General features: G+C 73.2%; 16 protein-coding genes. 8 read left to right on the plus strand and 8 right to left on the minus strand.

Translation table 11 applies throughout. The features are described from left to right. The first annotated feature begins 59 nt into the window (after nucleotides 1-59). Nucleotides 60-3,344: an NACHT domain-containing protein gene (locus tag ACFYS8_RS03010; protein WP_387634885.1), complete on the plus strand. Its 3,285-nt coding sequence runs from the start codon at nucleotides 60-62 to the stop codon at nucleotides 3,342-3,344. 11 nt (nucleotides 3,345-3,355) lie between these two features. Here ACFYS8_RS03010 and ACFYS8_RS03015 read toward each other — a convergent pair whose 3' ends face one another. The 6 genes from ACFYS8_RS03015 to ACFYS8_RS03040 form a co-directional block, all read right to left on the minus strand. After that, nucleotides 3,356-3,787, minus strand: coding sequence for a CBS domain-containing protein (locus ACFYS8_RS03015; RefSeq protein WP_387634888.1), 432 nt, complete (start codon nucleotides 3,785-3,787; stop codon nucleotides 3,356-3,358). A 140-nt stretch (nucleotides 3,788-3,927) separates the two neighbouring features. Then, nucleotides 3,928-4,515 carry an ATP/GTP-binding protein gene (locus ACFYS8_RS03020; protein ID WP_387634891.1) on the minus strand — a complete coding sequence of 196 codons (588 nt, stop codon included), beginning with the start codon at nucleotides 4,513-4,515 and terminating at the stop codon, nucleotides 3,928-3,930. Continuing rightward, nucleotides 4,496-4,822 (minus strand): DUF742 domain-containing protein, encoded by a 327-nt coding sequence (locus ACFYS8_RS03025; protein ID WP_387636817.1) that lies wholly within the window; start codon nucleotides 4,820-4,822, stop codon nucleotides 4,496-4,498. Before ACFYS8_RS03025 ends, ACFYS8_RS03020 begins: the two co-directional genes overlap by 20 nt. Before the next feature lie 105 nt (nucleotides 4,823-4,927). Then, nucleotides 4,928-5,338, minus strand: a complete 411-nt coding sequence (locus ACFYS8_RS03030) for a roadblock/LC7 domain-containing protein (RefSeq protein WP_387634894.1) — start codon at nucleotides 5,336-5,338, stop codon at nucleotides 4,928-4,930. After that, nucleotides 5,335-7,827 (minus strand): nitrate- and nitrite sensing domain-containing protein, encoded by a 2,493-nt coding sequence (locus ACFYS8_RS03035; protein WP_387634896.1) that lies wholly within the window; start codon nucleotides 7,825-7,827, stop codon nucleotides 5,335-5,337. The genes ACFYS8_RS03030 and ACFYS8_RS03035 overlap by 4 nt, the downstream gene beginning before the upstream one ends. An 80-nt stretch (nucleotides 7,828-7,907) precedes the next feature. Next, the gene (locus ACFYS8_RS03040) at nucleotides 7,908-8,705 is read right to left on the minus strand and encodes an MHYT domain-containing protein (RefSeq protein WP_387634898.1); all 798 of its coding nucleotides are present in this window, start codon (nucleotides 8,703-8,705) and stop codon (nucleotides 7,908-7,910) included. A 434-nt stretch (nucleotides 8,706-9,139) separates the two neighbouring features. Here ACFYS8_RS03040 and ACFYS8_RS03045 point away from each other — a divergent pair, with 434 nt between their 5' ends. Further along, nucleotides 9,140-9,805, plus strand: coding sequence for a hypothetical protein (locus ACFYS8_RS03045; RefSeq protein ID WP_387634900.1), 666 nt, complete (start codon nucleotides 9,140-9,142; stop codon nucleotides 9,803-9,805). A gap of 49 nt (nucleotides 9,806-9,854) precedes the next feature. Here the strand turns inward: ACFYS8_RS03045 and ACFYS8_RS03050 are convergent, their stop codons facing one another. Beyond that, on the minus strand, nucleotides 9,855-11,225 hold the full coding sequence (locus ACFYS8_RS03050; protein WP_387634903.1) for a cytochrome P450: 1,371 nt from the start codon (nucleotides 11,223-11,225) through the stop codon (nucleotides 9,855-9,857). A 270-nt stretch (nucleotides 11,226-11,495) separates the two neighbouring features. Here ACFYS8_RS03050 and modA point away from each other — a divergent pair, with 270 nt between their 5' ends. The 6 genes from modA (at nucleotide 11,496) to ACFYS8_RS03080 (ending at nucleotide 18,473) form a co-directional block, all read left to right on the plus strand. Further along, entirely contained in the window at nucleotides 11,496-12,281 is a 786-nt protein-coding gene (gene modA / locus ACFYS8_RS03055; protein ID WP_387634905.1) for a molybdate ABC transporter substrate-binding protein, read from the plus strand. Then, complete coding sequence (locus ACFYS8_RS03060) at nucleotides 12,278-13,117, plus strand: ABC transporter permease (protein WP_387634908.1); 840 nt, start codon at nucleotides 12,278-12,280, stop codon at nucleotides 13,115-13,117. Before modA ends, ACFYS8_RS03060 begins: the two co-directional genes overlap by 4 nt. Then, nucleotides 13,114-14,172 (plus strand): ABC transporter ATP-binding protein, encoded by a 1,059-nt coding sequence (locus tag ACFYS8_RS03065; protein WP_387634910.1) that lies wholly within the window; start codon nucleotides 13,114-13,116, stop codon nucleotides 14,170-14,172. The genes ACFYS8_RS03060 and ACFYS8_RS03065 overlap by 4 nt, the downstream gene beginning before the upstream one ends. A gap of 12 nt (nucleotides 14,173-14,184) precedes the next feature. Further along, entirely contained in the window at nucleotides 14,185-14,664 is a 480-nt protein-coding gene (locus ACFYS8_RS03070) for an SMI1/KNR4 family protein (RefSeq protein WP_387634912.1), read from the plus strand. 59 nt (nucleotides 14,665-14,723) lie between these two features. Beyond that, nucleotides 14,724-15,602: a glycosyltransferase family 2 protein gene (locus ACFYS8_RS03075; protein ID WP_387634914.1), complete on the plus strand. Its 879-nt coding sequence runs from the start codon at nucleotides 14,724-14,726 to the stop codon at nucleotides 15,600-15,602. Between the two features lie 162 nt (nucleotides 15,603-15,764). Beyond that, on the plus strand, nucleotides 15,765-18,473 hold the full coding sequence (locus ACFYS8_RS03080) for an MXAN_6230/SCO0854 family RING domain-containing protein (RefSeq protein WP_387634917.1): 2,709 nt from the start codon (nucleotides 15,765-15,767) through the stop codon (nucleotides 18,471-18,473). Between the two features lie 8 nt (nucleotides 18,474-18,481). Here ACFYS8_RS03080 and ACFYS8_RS03085 read toward each other — a convergent pair whose 3' ends face one another. Then, nucleotides 18,482-18,925, minus strand: coding sequence for a hypothetical protein (locus tag ACFYS8_RS03085; RefSeq protein ID WP_387634921.1), 444 nt, complete (start codon nucleotides 18,923-18,925; stop codon nucleotides 18,482-18,484). Between the last annotated feature and the right edge of the window lie 43 nt (nucleotides 18,926-18,968).

The following is an 18,968-nucleotide window of genomic DNA, read 5'->3' on the forward strand; positions in this document are numbered from 1 at the left end:
CGTTCCGCCCGGGCCCAGCGCCGGGGCGGTGCCACCACCATCGGGTGAGCGGCCGCCCGATGGCCCGATCCCCGGGCGGTGCGGGCGAGTTGGGCGCTACGCTCCAGGTAGCGGCCCTGCCCGCACCCGCCCGCAGCGGGCGCAGCGGGCGGGCGGGCGGCCACGTTCAGACAGGGGGCAGACCGATCGCCACGCCAGACCCTCGCCGACGTCTGCACAGCGAACTCTGGGCCCTGAAGGCCGAGGCCGACGCGGCACGGCGCAAGCAGGATCTGCGCCCGCTGTCCCAAGCCGAGATCGAGCGGACGCTGCGCCAGGCGCCGTACCGCATCGCCGACTTCCGCGGGCAGCGGGTCAGCGACTGGGTCCCCAAGGACGTCCGGCAGGCGCAGGCGCCGTCCGCGGACAGCGCGGACGCACTGTGGGCGCTGGTCCGGCTCTGGTCCGAGACGGCCGGTCGGCCGCCACGGACTCAGCAGTACTGGGCCGGCCTCGCCGAGGCGGCCCGGGACGCGTCACCGGCGGCGGCTTCAGCACCCGCGTTCGGGGCGAACGGGATGGTCGGAGCCGCCCGGGTCCCGGAGTACGACCTCGACCGGCTCGGCGAGCAGGCCTTCGGACAACTGGTGCGTCTCCTCCTGCTCGCCGAGGCGGGCGGGCGCGTCGGCCTCGACCACACCGCCCCGGCGGACCTCCACCTCCCGGACGGCACCGAAGTGATCTGCTGGTTCGCTCCGCCGTCGGCCCGGCGCGGCGACCTGCCGCCCAGCGCGTGGCTGCCGGAGCTCGCGATCGAGCTCGACAAACGCGGGCTCTCCGCCCGCCGAGTGCTGGTGTGCACCAACCTGCCCTCGGCCACGAACCACACAAGCAGGTTCCGGAGCCGCTCGACGGTGGCACCGGTGAAGCATCAGCTGACGGCCTACGGGCTCCAGGGCCTTCGGGTCCTTTACCAGGAGGACATTCGGGTACGTCTCCACGCGCGCGCCGACCTGCGCCGCCTGTTCGCCGGGTTCGTCGCACCGGTCGACCCGCTGGCCCGGATCGGGGAGTTCATCGACGCCGACGCCGTCCGGGAGACCGCCCAGCTCGTCCACGCGCACACCGCCGCCGAGTTGCTCAGCGACCAGTGGGTCCGACTGGGCCAGGCCGGTGCGGAGGGCGACCGGCAGCGGCTGAGCCTGGGCACGGTCGCCATCGACCTCGATGCCACGATCTCGTCCGGCGGGACGGAGACCGCCGTACAGAGCGCGCGCCGCATCATCGAGCGCGGCGACCACGTCCTGCGCCCGTCCAGCAGGCCGGCGGAGGCCGGGCTGCTCAACGTGGCACTGATCGGCGGGCCGGGCCAGGGCAAGAGCACCCTCGGTCAACTCGTCTGCCAGGCCTACCGTGCGGCCCTGCTCGGCGAGGACGGCGCGGTACTGCTGTCGTTCACCGCCAGAGACCTGCTCCGCACCCTGCACAACGACCTGCGGGCGGCCGGGATCCCGCGCCCGCGCGTGCGGCGCTGGCCGATCCGGATCGCGCTGCACGACTTCGCCAACCACCTGGCCACCGGCGGCGACCGCAGCATCCTGCGCTTTCTGACGTCCCGGATGGGCCGTCAACTCACCGGCTCGCTCAGCCCGGAGCGCCTGGGCCGGTGGCTGGCCGAATGGCCGTGGTTCCTGGTCCTGGACGGGCTGGACGAGGTGGCCTCGCCCGAGGTCCGCGAGGAGGTGATGACCGCGATCGAGGAATTCCTGGTCCACGTGCGCCAGTTGGACGCCGATCACCTGATCCTGGCGACCACCCGGCCACAGGGCTACCGGGGCGAGTTCCACGTCGGCGACTTCGAGCAGCTGAGGCTCTCCCCGCTGTCGCCCGACGCCGCCATGCACTACGCCCAGCGGCTCGCCGACGCCCGGCACGCCGACGACCCGGAGATGCGCGAGGCGGTCGTGACCAGGTTCGGCGAGGCGGCGCGGCAGCCCAACACGGCGCGCCTGATGAGCAGTCCGCTCCAGGTGACCATCATGTCGCTGCTGGTGGAGCGCCGGACCAGGATGCCGCAGAACCGGTTCGAGCTCTTCGAGGCGTACTACTCGACCATTTACGCGCGCGAGGTGGACAAGCCCGGCGAGAACGGGCGGCTGCTGGCCGAGCACAAGGGCCACATCGACTGGATGCACCAGTGCGTCGGCCTGACCCTGCAGTCCAGGGCCGGGCTCGCCGACGCGCTCGACTCCGTCATGCCCGAACGGGAACTGCGCGAACGGTCCCGGGCCCGGATCGCCGACGAGACCGAGGATCCGGGGCTGTCCGCCGAACTGGCCCCGAAGCTGTTCAACGCCGCCACCGAACGCCTGGTCCTGCTGGTCGCCCCCGAGGCGGAGATGGTCGGCTTCGAGGTGCGCAGCCTCCAGGAGTTCATGGCCGCCAAGGCGCTGATCTCCGGCCCGGAAGCGGACATCCTGCCCCGGCTCCAGCGGCTCGCGGGACAGCCGGCCTGGCACCACACGTGGCTGCTCGCCGCCGCCGGCATCTTCACCCAGCGCCCGCACCTGCGCGACGGCCTGATCACCGTGCTGCGCGCCGCCGACACCGAGGACCGGGTGACGATGACCGTCCGCCCCGGCCTGGCGCTGGCCGCGTCCCTCGTGGAGGACGACCTCGCCCGGGCGCACCCCCGGCACCACCGGCTGCTGGTCGCCCACGCCTGCGAAGTGCTGAAGGGGCCGATCGGACCGACTTTCCCCGCCGCCGCGGACGCTCTGGTGAAGGTGGCCGACCAGAACGACGGGGCGTCGGAAGTCGTGCTGCTGGCCGTCACCAACGCGGTCCGCTCCCGCGACGTGGGGCTGGTCACGGGGCTGGCGCTGCTCCAGCACTGGGCCACAACGAACTGCGGCTCCCGGACAGCGGCGGCCGAACGGCTCGATCGGGCCCTGGAGGCGCTGGACAGCTCCTCACGCGCGGCCGTCCTCGCCTCCGACCTGCCCGGCCTTCCGCCCCTCGGCAGCATCGAGTTCCAGCGGTTTCTCCACCAGTACTACCCCGTGGCCGCGACCCAGCCGCTCACTCGTCTCTTCACGGAACACGGCCGACCGGACCTGAAGGAGTTCCAGGCCTTCGTGCGGACGGTCGTCCAGGTCGGCACGGACGGAACCGAACTTCACCTCCTGCCGACGCTTCCACCGCCGCTGCTCACCGGCGACCTGCTGGCACCGCTCGCCGCGGCCGTGGACGCCCGGTCACTGACGTCCTGGCCGCTCGCCTCCCAACTGCTGACCTGGCTGACCGCCTCGGCCGCCGCCTGCGCGGGCGAACTGCCGCCTCCTCAGGTCGAAGGCATCAACTGAGGCTGCGCTCGCTACATCGGACTCGCCGCGTAGATGCGCTCGGCGAACTCGGCGAGCTGGTTCTCCGGCAGGTGCCTGGCCAGGTCCGCCTCGCTGATCATGCCGACCATCCGCTTGTTGTCGATCACGGGGAGCCGGCGGATGCGGTGGCTCTCCATCTCGCGCAGGACTTCGTCGATGCCGGCGTCCGCGTCGATCCAGCGCGGGGTGCCCTCGATGATGTCGGACGCCTTGCAGTCGGCCGGGCTGAGGCCCTGCGAGACGCACTTCAGCACGATGTCGCGGTCGGTGATGATTCCGCACAGCCGTTCGCTGTTGGTCTCGTCGCCGACGGGCAGCGCGCCCACGTTCAACTGGCGCATCAGCTGGGCGGCGTGCAGGAGATTGTCGCTCTTGGTGATCCAGTGGGCACCCGGGTGCATGATGTCCTTGGCCGTGGTCATGCCGTCCTCCTGGTTACTGCGGGTATCTGCCGCCGCCCGCGCGGTCGCGGCCCGCCCCTGCGGCGTTGCGCCCCTCGTCCAGGGTCGCCCCGCAGCGAGGCCGCCGCGAATCGAACCGGCCGGGACTGCACACCCACAGGTCAACTTCCGCTCTCCGCCAGCACTCTCGCCGCGTGCACCTTCCCGGCGTGCTCAACGAGGTTGATCAGCACGGTCTTTCCCGATCCCCGCTCCCGCGCGTCACACAGCATCACGGGGGTGCCGCAGTCGAGGTCGAGGGCCCGCGAAACCTCCTCGGGGTGAAAGGCGCGGGTGCCGTCGAAGTGGTTGACGGCGACCACGAACGGGATGCCGCGGTGCTCGAAGAAGTCGACGGCGGGGAAGCAGTCGGTGAGGCGGCGGGTGTCGGCGAGGACGACGGCGCCGAGGGCGCCCTGGGCGAGTTCGTCCCAGAGGAACCAGAAGCGGTCCTGGCCCGGGGTGCCGAAGAGGTAGACGGACAGGCCTTCGCGGATGGTGATCCGGCCGAAGTCCATGGCGACGGTGGTGGTGGTCTTGCGTTCGACGCCGCCGAGGTCGTCGATGTGGGTGCCGGCGGCGGTCAGTTGTTCCTCGGTGCGCAGCGGTTTGATCTCGCTGACGGCGCCGACCAGGGTGGTCTTGCCGACGCCGAAGCCGCCCGCGACCAGGATCTTCAGGGCCAGGTCGTCAGAGCGCGCGAAGTCCATGGATGACCTCCTGGAGGATGTGCTCGTGCGGGAGCAGGGCCGGGGGGACGGGACGGCTGACCCGGATGTGTTCGGCGTCGAGGAGGTCGCCGAGCAGGACCCGGACGACGCCGAGCGGCAGGTCGAGGTCGGCTGCGATCTCGGCGACGGACAGTGCGTTGCCCTGGCACAGGTGGAGGATGGCGGCCTGTTCGGGGCCGACCGGCAGAGCCGCCGGATCGAAGACATCGGTGACGACCAGCGCGATCAGGTCGAAGGGCTGGCCGGGGCGGGTGCGGCCTTTGGTGAGCGCGTAGGGGCGGACCATCGGGCCGGCGGCCTCGTCGTACCACTGGACGGGGCGGTCGGGCGGCGGCGGGTAGCCGAACGGGGAGCCGGGCAGGTAGTGGCGCGGGGGGTAGGCCAACGGGGGTCACCCCTCCTGGGGGCCGCGGGGGGCGGCGGCCAGGTGTTCGCCGACCCGGCGCACCAGGCGGGCCATCTCGTAGGCGACCAGGCCGAGATCGGCGTCGGGGCCGGCGAAGACGGCCAGGCAGGAGGCCTGGCCGGCGGCGGCGACCAGTAGGTAGCCGCGCTCCAACTCGACCATGGTCTGGCGAACTTGGCCGGCGTCGAAGTGCCGGCCGGCGCCCTTGGCGAGGCTGTGGAAGCCGGAGGCGACGGCGGCCAGGTGCTCGGTGTCCTCGCGGGCCAGGCCGGTGGAGTTGCCCATCGACAGGCCGTCGGCGGAGAGCATCACGGCGAACTTGACCTGGGCGGTGCGGGTGACCAACTCGTCGAGCAGCCAGTTCAGTTCGCCGGTGTGGTGGGCGGTGCCGATCATCGGGGGCGGTCTCCTCGCTCGAAAGGACGGGTGTCGGGGGCGCTGCCCCGGGCCCAGCCGTGCTGGAACGCGGCCATCGCGGCGCGGGCCTGCTCGGGGTCGCGGTCGGCGAACGAGGCGGGCGCGGCGGGCGAGCCGGGGCGCAGCCCGGGCCGGGCGGGTTCGGGGGCGTCGCGCAGTTGCGGCGCGAGGCTGGCCTGCCGTACCCGGCGCGGCAGTTGGTCGTCCCCGTCGGCGGGCAGCGCGGGCGAGGGCGGCGCGGACGGGAGCAACGGCGTCGGCGGCGCGGACGGGAGCAACGACGCAGGCGCGGGAGGCGGCTCCGCCAGCGCGGTGGCCGCGGCCCGTCCGGGTACCGATGGCGGGATCAACGGCCGTGCGGGGTAGGCGGCTTCGACGAATCCGTCGGGCGAGAGTCCGTCCGCCTCGACGCCGCGCAGGTCGAGCAGCTCGGTCGGCAGCAGCACGACGGCCGTGGTGCCGCCGTACGCCGACGGCCGGAGCGCGACCTTGACGCCGTGCCGCTTGGCGAGCCGGCTGACCACGAACAGGCCGAGCCGGTCGCTGTCGAAGAGGTCGACCTGGTCGCTGGCGGCGATCCGCCGGTTGGCGTCGGCGAGGGCTTCGGGGCCCATGCCGAGGCCGCGGTCCTCGATCTCCACCACGTAGCCGGTGCCGACCTGTTCGCCGCGGATGTGGATTTTGGTGTGCGGGGGCGAGAATCCGGTGGCGTTCTCGACGAGTTCGGCGAGCAGGTGGGTGAGGTCGGCGACGGCGGGACCGGTGACGGCGGCGTGCGGGAGGCGCTGGACGTCGACCCGGGCGTACTCCTCGACCTCGGCGACGGCGGCGCGGACCACGTCGGTGAGCGGGACGGGCTTGCGCCAGGCGCGGCCGGGGGCGGCGCCGGAGAGGATGATCAGGCCTTCGGCGTGGCGGCGCATCCGGGTGGTGAGGTGGTCGAGCCGGAACAGGTCGTCGAGTTCGGCGGGGTCCTCGGTGCGGCGCTCCATGGCGTCCAGCAGGGTGAGTTGGCGGTGCACCAGGACCTGGCTGCGGCGGGCGAGGTTGACGAAGACGCCGGAGACGCCGGACAGCACTTCGGCGCGTTCGACAGCGGCGGTGACGGCGGCCCGCTGGACGGTGTCGAGGGCCTGGTGGACCTGGCCGATCTCGTCGCCGCCGTGTTCCCGCAGCGGCGCCTCGGTGTCCACGTCGACCTCCTCGCCGGACCTCAGCCTCCGCATGGTGGCGGGGAGTTTGCGTCCGGCGAGTTCGAGTGCGGAGTTCCGCAGGGCGTGCAGTTCGGCGACCAGGCCGCGGCCGATCTGGACGGAGACCAGCAGGGAGGCGAGGACGGCGAGCAGGCCGAGCAGCACGGTGGCGCCGGAGGTGGTGAACAGGCCGAGGGCGTAGGGGTCGGAGCGTTCGGCGGCGGTCTCGCCGGCCTGCTGTTCGACGGCGGCGAGGTCGTGGGCGGTGGTGGCGGCGACGGTGGCCCAGCGGTCGGCGGGGACGGCGGCGAGCGCGGCGTGCGGGTCGCCGGCGGCGGTGACGGCTTCCTCGTAGCGGCGCAGTTCCTGGTAGTCGGGGCCGTTGGTGACGGTGGCCAGCGCGGCGCGGTCGGCGGGGCGCAGGTCGGGTGCGGCGGCCTGTTCGAACTGGGCGCGGGCGTAGGCGGCCTGTTGGACGGTGCGGTACTGGGTGTCGTCGAGCCGGCCGGCCCGGGCGGCGGCGCGCAACAGGGCGTCCTCGCGGGCGAGTTGTTCGCGGGAGCGGGCGAATTCGAGCAGTGCGCGGGCGTCGGCGGCGACCCGGTGGTCCTGCAGGGCGGTGAGCGAGCCGGCCACCGCGAGGGCGTTGTCGACGGCCGCGGTGTAGGCGTTGTACGCGTCGTCCCAGCGGACACCGTGGCCGGAGATCTGGCGGCGCAGCGCGGGGAGGGCGGCGACGGCGCGGGCCAGGGCGTCGAGGCGGCCGGCGGTCTCGTTGCCGAGTCCTTCGGCGTCGGCGCGGTTGTAGCCGGGGGCGAGGGTGAGCGGGGCGGCGGCGTTGTCGGTGTTCTGGGCGGCGGCGCGCAGTTCGCTGTCGCGGGCGGCGTCGGGGCCGTTGGTGGCGAGGAGTTGGCCGGCGGCGGCGCGTTCGGCCTGCAGGGCGGTGACGGTGCGGTCGAGGGGGGTGCGCAGGGTGGTTTCGACGTTCTTGATCCGCAGCAGTTCCCAGACGTCGCCGGCGGTGCTGACGGTGGCGAACGACCACAGCGCCATCAGCGCGACCACGGGGAGCATCAGGACGGCGACGATCCGGGCCCGGACGGTGCGCGGGCGCAGGCCGGGGCGGGCCAACGGGGCTGCGGGCAGCGGGGTTTCGTCGGCGGGCGGTCCGGCGTGGGCGCCGCGCCGGGGGGCGCCGGGCCGGTTGCGGGCGGGTCCGCGGGTAGCGCTGGGGGCGGGTGGTCCGCTGCGGGAGGTGCCTCGGGGTGGGCGCATGGGCGGGGACGGCCTTTCGGGGGGTTCGGCGCATCGGGCCGGGCGAGCGTTGAGATGGCGACAGGGCGGATGACGACCGGTCAGGCGGCGCGGCCGAGTTCGTCGACGGCGAGTTCCTCGACGGCGAGTTGGCCGGCCTCGCGGTAGGCGGCACGTTCCTGCGCGGTCGGGGAGAGCGCGACGAACGCGGCGGTGAGGAACAGGAACGAGCCGAGTCCGACGGCCAGCGGGAAGATGAACTGCATGGCGGTGGCGCCGCCGAGGCCGGTGCGGGCGGGTTCCATGTGGACGTGCACGGCGGCCATGCCGGTGTAGTGCATGCAGCTGACGGCGATGCCCATGACCAGCGAGGCGGCCGCGGCGGCGTACACGTTGCGGATGGTGACGGCGGCCCAGAGCGCGGCGGTGGCGGCACCGACGGCGATCAGCACGGAGAGCGCCACGGTGCCGAACCGGTACTGCAGTTCGCCGTGGATGCGGACGGCGGCCATGCCGAGGTAGTGCATGGCGGCGACGCCGAGTCCGGTGGTGAGTCCGCCGAGCAGCAGGCTGCGGCCGCGGTGCCGGCCGTGGCCGACGACGAACACGCCGAGGCCGACCACGGCTATCGCGACCAGCAGGCTGAGCACCGTCAGCGGTACGTCGTAGCGCAGTTCGGTGCCGTCCACGGCGAAGCCGAACATGGCGACGAAGTGCATGGTCCAGATGCCGGAGCCGATCGCGGCGGCGGCGGTGAGCAGCCAGTTGCGGCGGGAGGCGCCGGTGGCGGACAGCGCGCGCAGGGTGCAGCGCAGGCCGAGGGCCGCGCCGACGCAGGCCATCGCGTAGGAGAGGACTGGGGTGAGCCAGCCGACACTGAAGTGGTCCATCGATCCCATGGGTTGCCTCCCGCGAGTGCCCGGCGGCGCTCGCCCGCGCTCTTCTGAGTCAAAGCTCCTGGGTGCCAGGGCTCTTGTTGATCCGGGGACGCTGGACGCTACCCAGAGTTGATAGATGGTCACCAGAAGATCTGAAAAGCACCACGCGGCGTGGGTTCGGTGTGCTCGAATGGGCCCTTGGCCTATGCCCCCCGCATGCTCCGCCGGGCGCCGGGCTTCAACCGGGATGCGGACTGTCGGCCGGACCCGCTACTCTCCGCGTACTTCCCAGCTGGAACATCAATTCGAGGATCTACGTGTCCAATTCCGTCCCGCCCCCGCCGTCCGGCGCATTCGGTGCTCCGACGTACGCCGCTCCGGGGGCCGAGACCGCTTCCGCCCCGCAGGCGCCGTTCCACGGACCGTTCTGTCGTTTCTGCGGTTCGGTCCCGGCCGTGGAGGCCACGGTCCGCGGCCACCAGGGCTTCATCGTGCTCATGCGGTTCCTCAAGCTGCGGGGCCCGTTCTGCCGCGACTGCGGACTGGCGTCGGTGCGTCGGATGACCTCGAACAGCCTGTGGCAGGGCTGGTGGGGCATCGGCTCGATGCTGATCAACCCGATCACCATGCTGAGCAACCTCGGCGCCTGGTCGAAGGTCCGCCGGCTGCCCCCGCCGCTGCCGGGCGCGCCGGGCACCCCGATGCCGGTGGGCCGTCCGCTGTGGCAGCGGGTGCAGGTCCTCGGCCTGCTGCTGCCGGTGCTGCTGATCGCCGCGCTCGTCTGGAACGGCGGCCACTCCTGGCGCGACGGGGCGACCGGCCCCGCCCCGGTCCGGGTGCACGTCAGCAGCTACCCGACCCCCACGGCCACGAGCTCCGTCGCCGACCCGGCGAACGTCAAGGCCGGCGACTGCCTGCGCACGGTCGGCGGCTCCACCCGCACCTTCATCGTCGTGGTCGACTGCGGCGCCAAGGACGCGGACTCCAAGGTGGTCGGCCGCTCCTCCTCGACCGCCGACGACGCCTGCGACGCCTTCCCCGAGAGTGACAACATGCTCGTCCGCAAGGAGAGCCCCAACCCGGTCACCCTCTGCCTGGTGAAGCTCACCCACACTGCCTGAGCCATCCGCCCGCTCCCCCCGTCAAGTCGGGGAGCGGGCGGCACACTTGCTACTGACGTGGCGTCAGCTTCACCCGGACCGGACCGCGCACCTCCAGCGTGATGCCCTGCCCGAGCGGGACATCGGTGTCGACGGCCGTGATCTCGAACTCCCGCAGCAGCACGGCCAGCGCGAGCACCGACTCCAGCATCGAGAAGTGCTGACCGATGCAGGCGCGCGGGCCGCCGCCGAACGGGAACCAGGCGTAGCGGTGACGGGCGGCCTCCCGCTCGGGCGTGAACCGCTCGGGGTCGAAGCGCTCGGGGTCGTCCCAGTGCTCGGGGTGGCGGTGCGTCACGTACGGAGCGATCAGCACGTCCGCGCCGGCCGGGATCTCGACGCCGCCGACCACGGTGGATTCGACGGCCCGCCGGCCGACCGAGGGCGCGGCCGGGTAGAGCCGCATCGCCTCCTTCAGCACCCGTGTCAGGTACGGGAGTTGGGCGTAGTCGGCGGCGGTGGGACGGCGCCCTTCGGCGAGCAGCTCGGCGGCCTCCTGGTACGCCAGGCGCTGCTGTTCGGGGTGCTTGGCGAGCAGGTGCAGGGCGAAGGTCAGCGAGGTGGCGGTGGTCTCGTGGCCGGCCAGCAGGAAGATCAGCACCTGTTCGCGCAGTTCGGTGGCGTCGAGCCGGTTGCCGTCCTCGTCGCGGGCCTTGGCGAGCAGGCCGAGCAGGTCCTCCCCGTCCCGTTCCTCGGCGTCGCCCTCGGCGGCCCGCCGGGCGATGATCCCGTCGCACACCGCGTACAGCGCGCGTTCGGCCTCAAGTGCCTTGCGGTGCCCGGGCAGTGGCCATTCGCGGGGCAACCGGACGGGAGCGAAGCCGCGGTCGCGGACGAACGCGCCGAGGATCGGGAAGGCGTGGTGGACGGTCTCCACGGCCTGTTCGACGTCCTGGCCGAACAGGATCCGGGCCACGGTGCGCAGCGCGAACCGGGACATCTCCTCGGCGAGGTCCACCGTTCCGTCGGGGGCGTCGGCCCAGCGCTGCACCAGCGATTCGGCCTCGACGCCGATGGCGTCCGCGTACTGGTCGACCCGGCGGCGGGTGAACAGCGGCTGAACGAGGCGGCGCTGGCGCAGGTAGTCCTCGTCCTGCGCGGTGAGCAGGCCGTTGCCGAAGCTGGCCCGGATCTCGCCGTAGAAGACGTTGTCCTTGCGGAAGTTGGACGATTCGGTGGCCAGCACCTGCTGGGCGCCCTCGGGCGAGCAGACCAGGTAGATCTCGGCGCGCAGTCCGGGCGGGCCGGCCTGGATGCGCAGCACGTCGCCGTGGTCGCGGTGGGCGGCGACGTAGGTGGCGAGCGGGTCGCGCTTGAGGTCGAGCAGCGAGCCGATCAGCGGCAGTCCGGCCGGGCCGGGCACGCGGGTGGTCGCGGTCATGGAGTTCCCCCTCCGTCGGCGGGCGAGCCCCGGACGGTAGGGGTTCGCTGACACTGCGTCAGTATCTCCCGGGGGGCGGGGCATGGCGAGAGGAACGATCATTGGCCTGATCTGGTGCTTGAGGTATGGCACATGCAGCCCTTAAGTTCGGCTTAAGGTCGCTGGTGCGAGGGGGTCTCCCCCTTGAGCCCAGCAGTTGCGGCACTATGATCAGCTGATCGGCCCCCGACAAATCGCCGCGACCGCCCACCACGACCAGGGGAACCATCCATGCGCAGCGCCAGAAGCCTCCTCGCCGCCACCGCCGTGCTCGCCCTCGCGGCTGCGCTGAGCGCGTGCACCGCCAACCCCACGTCGAACAACGGCACGCAGAACGCCCCCAAGGTCGACGGCACGGTGACGGTGTTCGCGGCGGCCTCGCTCAAGGAGTCCTTCACCGAGCTCGGCAAGCGCTTCGAGGCCGCCTACCCGGGCACCAAGGTGACCTTCAACTTCGGCGGCTCCTCCGCCCTCGCCCAGAGCATCGTCTCCGGCGCACCCGTGGACGTGTTCGCCGCGGCCAGCCCCGCCACCATGAAGACCGTGACGGACGCCAAGCTGACCGGCGAGGACCCGAGGGTGTTCGTCCGCAACACGCTGGAGATCGCCGTCGCCAAGGGCAACCCCAAGCACATCGCCGGCCTGAAGGACCTCGGCGGCGCGAAGACCGCACTGTGCGCCAAGGAGGTGCCGTGCGGCGCCGCCGCCGTCACCGCACTGAAGGCCGCCGGCGTCGAACTCACCCCCGCCACCTACGAGCAGGACGTCAAGGGCGCGCTCACCAAGGTCGAACTCGGCGAGGTGGACGCCTCGCTGGTGTACCGGACGGACGTGAAGGCGGACGCCGCGAAGATCGACGGCGTGGAGTTCCCCGAGGCCGCGCAGGCCGTCAACGACTACCCGGTCGTCGCCCTCGGCAAGGCGCCCAACAGCAACGGCGCCGCGGCGTTCCTCGGCTACCTGAACTCCATGGACGCCCGCAACGTGCTGACCGAGGCCGGCTTCCAGGTCCCGTGAGCACCCCCCGAACCACTCCCGCACCACACCCCCGGGGCCGGCGGCGGCCCCGGGGGACCACCCGGGTCCCCGCCGCCCTGCTGCTTCCCGCGCTGCTCGGCCTCGCCTTCCTCGTCCTGCCGCTGCTCGGCCTGCTGATCCGCGCCCCGTGGAGCGCGCTGCCCGCGCTGCTCACCGGCCCCGAGGTCTGGCAGGCGCTGCGGCTGTCGCTGATCTCCGCGACCGCCGCCACCGGCATCTCGCTGCTGCTCGGCGTCCCGCTGGCCTGGCTGCTGGCCCGCACCGAGTTCCCCGGCCGCCGGCTGCTGCGCGCCCTGGTCACCCTGCCGCTGGTGCTGCCGCCGGTGGTCGGCGGCGTCGCGCTGCTGCTGGTGCTCGGCCGCAACGGCATCGTCGGCCGCTGGCTGGACTCGGCGACCGGCATCACCCTCCCGTTCACCACCGCCGGCGTGGTGGTCGCCGAGGCGTTCGTCGCCATGCCGTTCCTGGTGATCAGCGTGGAGGGCGCACTGCGCGCCGCCGACCCGCGCTACGAGGAGGCCGCCGCCACCCTCGGGGCGTCCCGGCTCACCGCGTTCCGCCGGGTCACCCTGCCGCTGGTCGCCCCCGGCATCGGGGCCGGCGCGGTGCTCGCCTGGGCCCGCGCGCTCGGCGAGTTCGGCGCCACCATCACCTTCGCCGGCAACTTCCCGGGCCGCACCCAGACCATGCCGCTGGCCGTGTACCTCGCCATGGAGTCCGACCCCGAGGCGGCGATCGCGCTCAGCCTGATCCTGCTCACCGTCTCCATCGCCGTCCTCGCCGGACTGCGCGACCGCTGGATGTCCACCCCGTGAACCCTGCTCTGGACGCCCAACTCCTCGTCGACCGCGGCCCGTTCACGCTCGACGTGGCGCTCTCCGCACAACCCGGAGAAGTCGTCGCCCTGCTCGGCCCGAACGGCGCCGGCAAGTCCACCGCCCTGTGCGCCCTCGCCGGGCTGCTCCCCCTCACCGGCGGCCATCTCGCCCTCGACGGCGAGCAGTTGGACTCCCCCGCCGACGACGTGTTCCGGCCCGCCGAGCAGCGCCCGATCGGCGTGGTCTTCCAGGACTACCTGCTCTTCCCGCACCTGTCCGCGCTCGACAACGTCGCGTTCGGCCTGCGCTGCAAGGGACTTCGCCGCGCCGCCGCCCGCGCCGAGGCACTGCCCTGGCTGGATCGGATGGGCGTCGCCGAGCACGCCGGACGCCGCCCCGCGAAACTCTCCGGCGGCCAGGCCCAGCGCGTCGCCCTCGCCCGCGCCCTCGCCGTCCGCCCCCGCCTGCTGCTGCTGGACGAACCACTCGCCGCACTCGACGCCCGCACCCGGCTCGACGTCCGCGCCGAACTCCGCCGCCACCTGGCCGAGTTCGAGGCCGTCGCGGTCCTCGTCACGCACGACCCGCTGGACGCGATGGTGCTCGCCGACCGCCTGGTCGTCATCGAGGCCGGCCAGGTCGTCCAGACCGGCCGCCCCGCGGAGGTCGCCCGCCGGCCGCGCACCGACTACATCGCCCGCCTGGTCGGCCTCAACCTGTACCAGGGCACCGCGAACGGCCGCCACGTCACCCTCCCCGAGGGCCAAGTCCTCGCCACCGACGAGGAGTTGGCCGGCCCCGCGTTCGTCGCCTTCCCGCCCGACGCGGTCACCCTGCACCGCCACCGCCCCGAGACCAGCGCCCGCAACCTCTTCCCCTGCACCGTCGCCGGCCTCGACCTGCACGGCGACCGCTTCCGCGTCGACCTCACCGGCCCCCTCCCCCTCGCCGCCGACCTCACCCCCACCGCCGCCGCCGACCTCGACCTCACCCCCGGCACCCGCGTCTGGGCCGCCGTCAAGGCCACCCAGACCCACGCCTACCCGGCCTGAGATCCTGCCCCTGTGCAACTCCTCTGGGACGACTCCCCCACCTTCACCCAGCCGCCACTCACCGACGCCGCCGTCGCCGAGGCGCAGCGCCTGCTCGGCGTCACCCTGCCCGCCGAGCTGCTCGCCCTGCTGCGCCGGCGCAACGGCGGCGCGATCACCGACGAGTACGCCGCCTTCCCGACCGGACGCCCCACCTCCTGGAGCGACGACCACGTCCCGTTCGACCACCTGCTCGGCATCGGCCACCGGCCGGACGCCCTCTCCCTGCTCGACACCCCGTACCTGATCGGCGAGTGGGAACTGCCCTCGCCCGTGGTCCTGCTCTGCGGCGACGGCCACTGGTGGATCGCCCTCGACTACCGCGCCCGCGGCCCGCACCGCGAGCCCTCCGTCACCTGGCTCGACGCCGAGGCCGGCACCGAACTCGCCCTCGCCCCCGACCTGCGCACCTTCCTCGAACAGCTCACCGCCACAAGCACGTTCGACGGCTGACCGGCCCCTCCCGCTACCATCGGGGCCGAACCCGCCCGTCCCGCACCGGAGTCCAGCAGATGAGCACACCACGAATCGGCGTCGTGATCGTCACCATGGGCAACCGCCCACGCGAACTCACCGCCCTGCTGGACTCGGTGGACCGCCAGGACCTGCCCGCGCAGCGCGTCGTACTGGTCGGCAGCGCGTGCCCGCTCACCGACGTGGACCGGCCCGGGCTCGAAAAACTCCCCCTCACCGACAACCCGGGCTGCCCGGGCGCGCGCAACGTCGGCCTCCAATCACTGCTGGACGCCGGCGACATCGACGTCGTCGTCGAACTGGACGACGACGGGCTGCTGATCGCCGACGACGTGTTCCGCCGCGTCGCCGAACGCTACGCCGCAGAGCCCCGGTTGGGGATCGTCGCGTTCCGGATCGCGGACGAGCACGGCGAGACCCAGCGCCGCCACGTCCCCCGCCTGCGGGCGTCCGACCCGCTGCGGGCCGGCCTGGTCACCGCGTTCCTCGGCGGCGGCCACGCCCTCTCGGTGCCGATGCTGCGCCGCACCGGCCTGTGGGCGGGCGAGTTCCGGTTCGGCCACGAGGAGACCGACCTCGCCTGGCGCGCCCTGGACGACGGCTGGACCATCCAGTACGACCCGCAGGTGGTCCTCCAGCACCCGAAGACTTCCCCCGCCCGGCACGCCGTCTACTACCGCTACACGGCCCGCAACCGCGTCTGGCTCGCCAAGCGCCGCCTCCCCGCCGCACTCGTCCCGCTCTACCTCACCACCTGGCTCCTGCTCACCCTCGCCCGCACCCGCTCCCTCCCCGGCCTCACCTCCTGGTTCGCCGGCTTCGCCGAGGGCCTCCGCACCTCCTGCCCACCCCGCCGCCCCATGCGCTGGCACACCGTCTGGCACCTCACCCGCCTCGGCCGCCCACCCCTGATCTGACGACCGCACTTGCCCGGGATTCGCGGTCGAATCAAATCCGTTGGCGCGCCCCGGCGCCTCCGCTAGGCTGCCCCGGCGGGCGGCTCCGCGGCGTGCTTCCTTCTCCTTCTCCGAAAAGATCAGCGCGCCCCCTCTCCGCCCGCACTCTCGTCTTCCGTCTCCGTGGGGGATCCCGTTCGCACGCCCCGAGCCAGCCGGGCCCGGTTCGACGCCAGTGTCGACCTCGACCTCGGTTCCTTCCTGCTCCGCCGCCGCGCCGCCGTCGCCGTCGATCCGGCCGAACTGCTGCCCGAGCCCGACCCGTGGAGCCTGCGCGGACTGACCGCGCTGGACGCCGACCTGGCGTCCCGCGGCTACCTGCCGACGGCCGAACTGCGCACCGCCCTGGCCAGGTTGGCCCCGCTGCGGCTGGCCGAGACCGGCACGGCGCTGCTCGCCCGGATCGACCACCTGCTGGGCACCGGCCGCCGCCACACCCCGCTGTTCCGCCGCTTCCCGGACGCCGTCCCGGACACCGCCCGGATGCAGCACAGCCGCCAGATGCGGGCCTTCCTGCGCAACCAGCCGAACCAGCCCTGCACCCGCTGCGCCCGGACCGGCGCGGAGGCCGGCATCGGGATCCTCGCCCCGTGCGCCCACCTGCTCTGCCTCGACTGCCTCGACGAACTGACCACGGTCGGCCGGGCCGCCCACTGCCCCGCCTGCTGGGAGCCCCTCGCCGAACGCCCGCTCCTGGTCGGCGGAAGCCGCACCACCCCCAAGGCGGCCCCGCCGCCGCACAAGGGCCAGGCCGACCCCCCGACAACCGACCAGCTACGGCCGCTCCGGCTCCTGATGCAGCATCACATTGACGCCGCCATGGCCGAGTTGAACAGCCTGCTGAGCCGCCGCACCCCCCTCGGCCCGCAGGACCGCGACGACCTGGCCACCCTGCTCGCCCACGCCCCGGCCGACCTGCCCCGCCGACTGCCCGCCGAGATACCGGTACGCGAGACCAAGGCCCACGCACTGGCCGAACTGATGCGCCGCGACGGCGAGTTGGCCCTCCCCTTCCTGGCGGAACGGATCGACACCGCGACCGACGTGCTGCGCCTGCTCTGGGCGTTCTCGGGCGCCGAACCGGATCTCCAGCGCTCCACCGCCCGCCGCCTGCGACTGCGCAAGCTGCCCCGCCCGGTGCGTCGCGGCCTGCTGGAAATCCTGGCCGGACTGCCGACCTCGGCTCTCGCCGAGGACCTCCGCCGCCACCGCGAACCCTGGCTGCGCGTCGGCGAGTTGCTGCACCCCTTCGAGCACGCGGGCCGCTTCCCCTCGGTGGCCGCCGCATTCGCCCTGCTGCGCGGCACCGACCTCGACGGACCGTCCGCCGCACCGGAGTTGGCCACACCGCCCGCACCGCTACGCATCACCACCGGCCCGGACGGCCGCCGACGGCTTTCGCACACCGGGTTCGCCTCCCGGGTGGAGGGCCTGCTCGCGACCGGCGACGTCTCGATCGCCCTCAACGAACTCTCGTCCCGCCCGGGCGAGTTGACCCGCCGCCTGCACCACCTCCTCCGCGTGCACGCGATCATGTCGCCCGGCGAACCGCTGCCACCCGAACTGCTCGCCGTACTGGCCCGCGCCCTGCCCCGGGTCGCGCCCGGCCCGCTGCTCGGCGCGTACGGCCGCCTGCGCGGCCCGCGCACCGCGGGCGAACGACGACTGCACTTCCTGCGCGGCCCGGCCGCCTCCGTGCACGCCCGGGAGGACCACGGCACCGTCGTCCCGGCCGAGTTGAGCGCCCCGGTGGTCGCCCTGATCGAGCAGGAACTGCTCCGCCGCGCCACCCCTGAGCCCGCCGACCGCCCCGAACTCGCCGTCCTCGACGAGGCGTTGACCGGCATGGCCGTCCCGTTCGCCGAACGCGCGGCCGCCCGCGTCCTGGTCCCGGTACCGCGCGGCAGCCGCCTGCCGCTACCGACCGGCGACCGCCTGCGGCTGTTCCTGCACTGGCTGCAACCGCAGCGCCGGCGCGTCGACCTCGACCTCTCCGTCGCCCTGTACGACGCGGACTGGAAGTTCCGCGGCCTGTGCGACTACACCCAGTTGATGTTCGGACAGCGCGCCGCCGTACACTCCGGCGACTACATCTCCGCCCCGCCACCGGACGGCGCCACCGAGTTCGTCGACCTGGACCTCGAACGGCTGTCCGCCACCCGGATCCGGTACGCCGTAATGCTGGTGTTCAGCTACAACGACGTCCCCTTCGACCAACTCCCGGAGGCCTACACCGGTTTCGCCGACCTCGACGCGACCCCGCCCGGCAGCCGGCTGCTCCACCCGCGCGCCGTCCGCCAACGGATGGACCTGACCGGCCACGCCAAGGTCTCCGTCCCGATGATCGTCGACCTGACGGACCGCCACTTCACCTGGACCGACCTCAACATCGGCGCCACCGGCCACTTCCACAGCGTCAACGCCTACCGCACCGCGATCGCCGAACTCTGCCGCGACGTCCTCAACCACTTCTCCCCCGACCAGCGCGCCACCCTCTGGGACATCGCCTGCGCCCGCGCCGCACACACCACCGGCGAGGTCCTGGTCCGCGGCCTCGACGGCACCGTCCGCCACTGGCGCCGCCGCCCCACCGAAGACCTCCCCACCTTCGCCGCCCGCCTCCGCCACCGCCAGGACCCCGACGCCACCACCACCGAACTCCCCACCCTCCAACGAACGTTCCTCGCCCTCCTCCACGCCGACCTCCCCACCACCACCCCCCTCACCGGCTCCCTCTACCGCCTCTACCCCGGCCCCCTCGACGCCGCCCCCGACACCCTCCACCGCCTCACCGCCCCCGACCTGGTGGCCCTCCTCGCCCCCACCCGCTGACGCCCCCGCTACCCCTGCCCCTCGGCCCGCACATACACATCCCCGCCCCCAGGCAGCTCACCCCCCACCGCCCGCACCACAAACACCTGCCGCCCCGCTTGCCCGGGCACCAACGCCCCATCACCCGGCTCGTCCCCAGGCAACGCCTCCCGCAGATCCTCCGGAATCGCCACCGCTCCCCCCGGCTCGCCAAGGTCGTAAGTCCGCAGGAAATCCTCGACGTTGACATCCACACCCCCGCCCAGCCGGTAATGCAGATACCCGACAGCACCCCCGTTCGCCCGCCGCACCAACACGGCCTGCTCCGGCACGTAGTACCGCCCCTTCCCGGGATGCTGTTCAACCCCCAACCCGGCCAGCCGCTCCGCCCTCACCGCATCGGCCACGAACGGGACCTGACGATCCGTCAGCCTTAGTGCGTCCCACCCCACCACCCCGACGGTGAACACCACGCACGCCCCGAGTGATCCCGTCACCAACCATCGCGCCACCCTG

This window comes from Kitasatospora sp. NPDC004615 (assembly GCF_042873545.1).
Lineage (GTDB): Bacteria > Actinomycetota > Actinomycetes > Streptomycetales > Streptomycetaceae > Kitasatospora.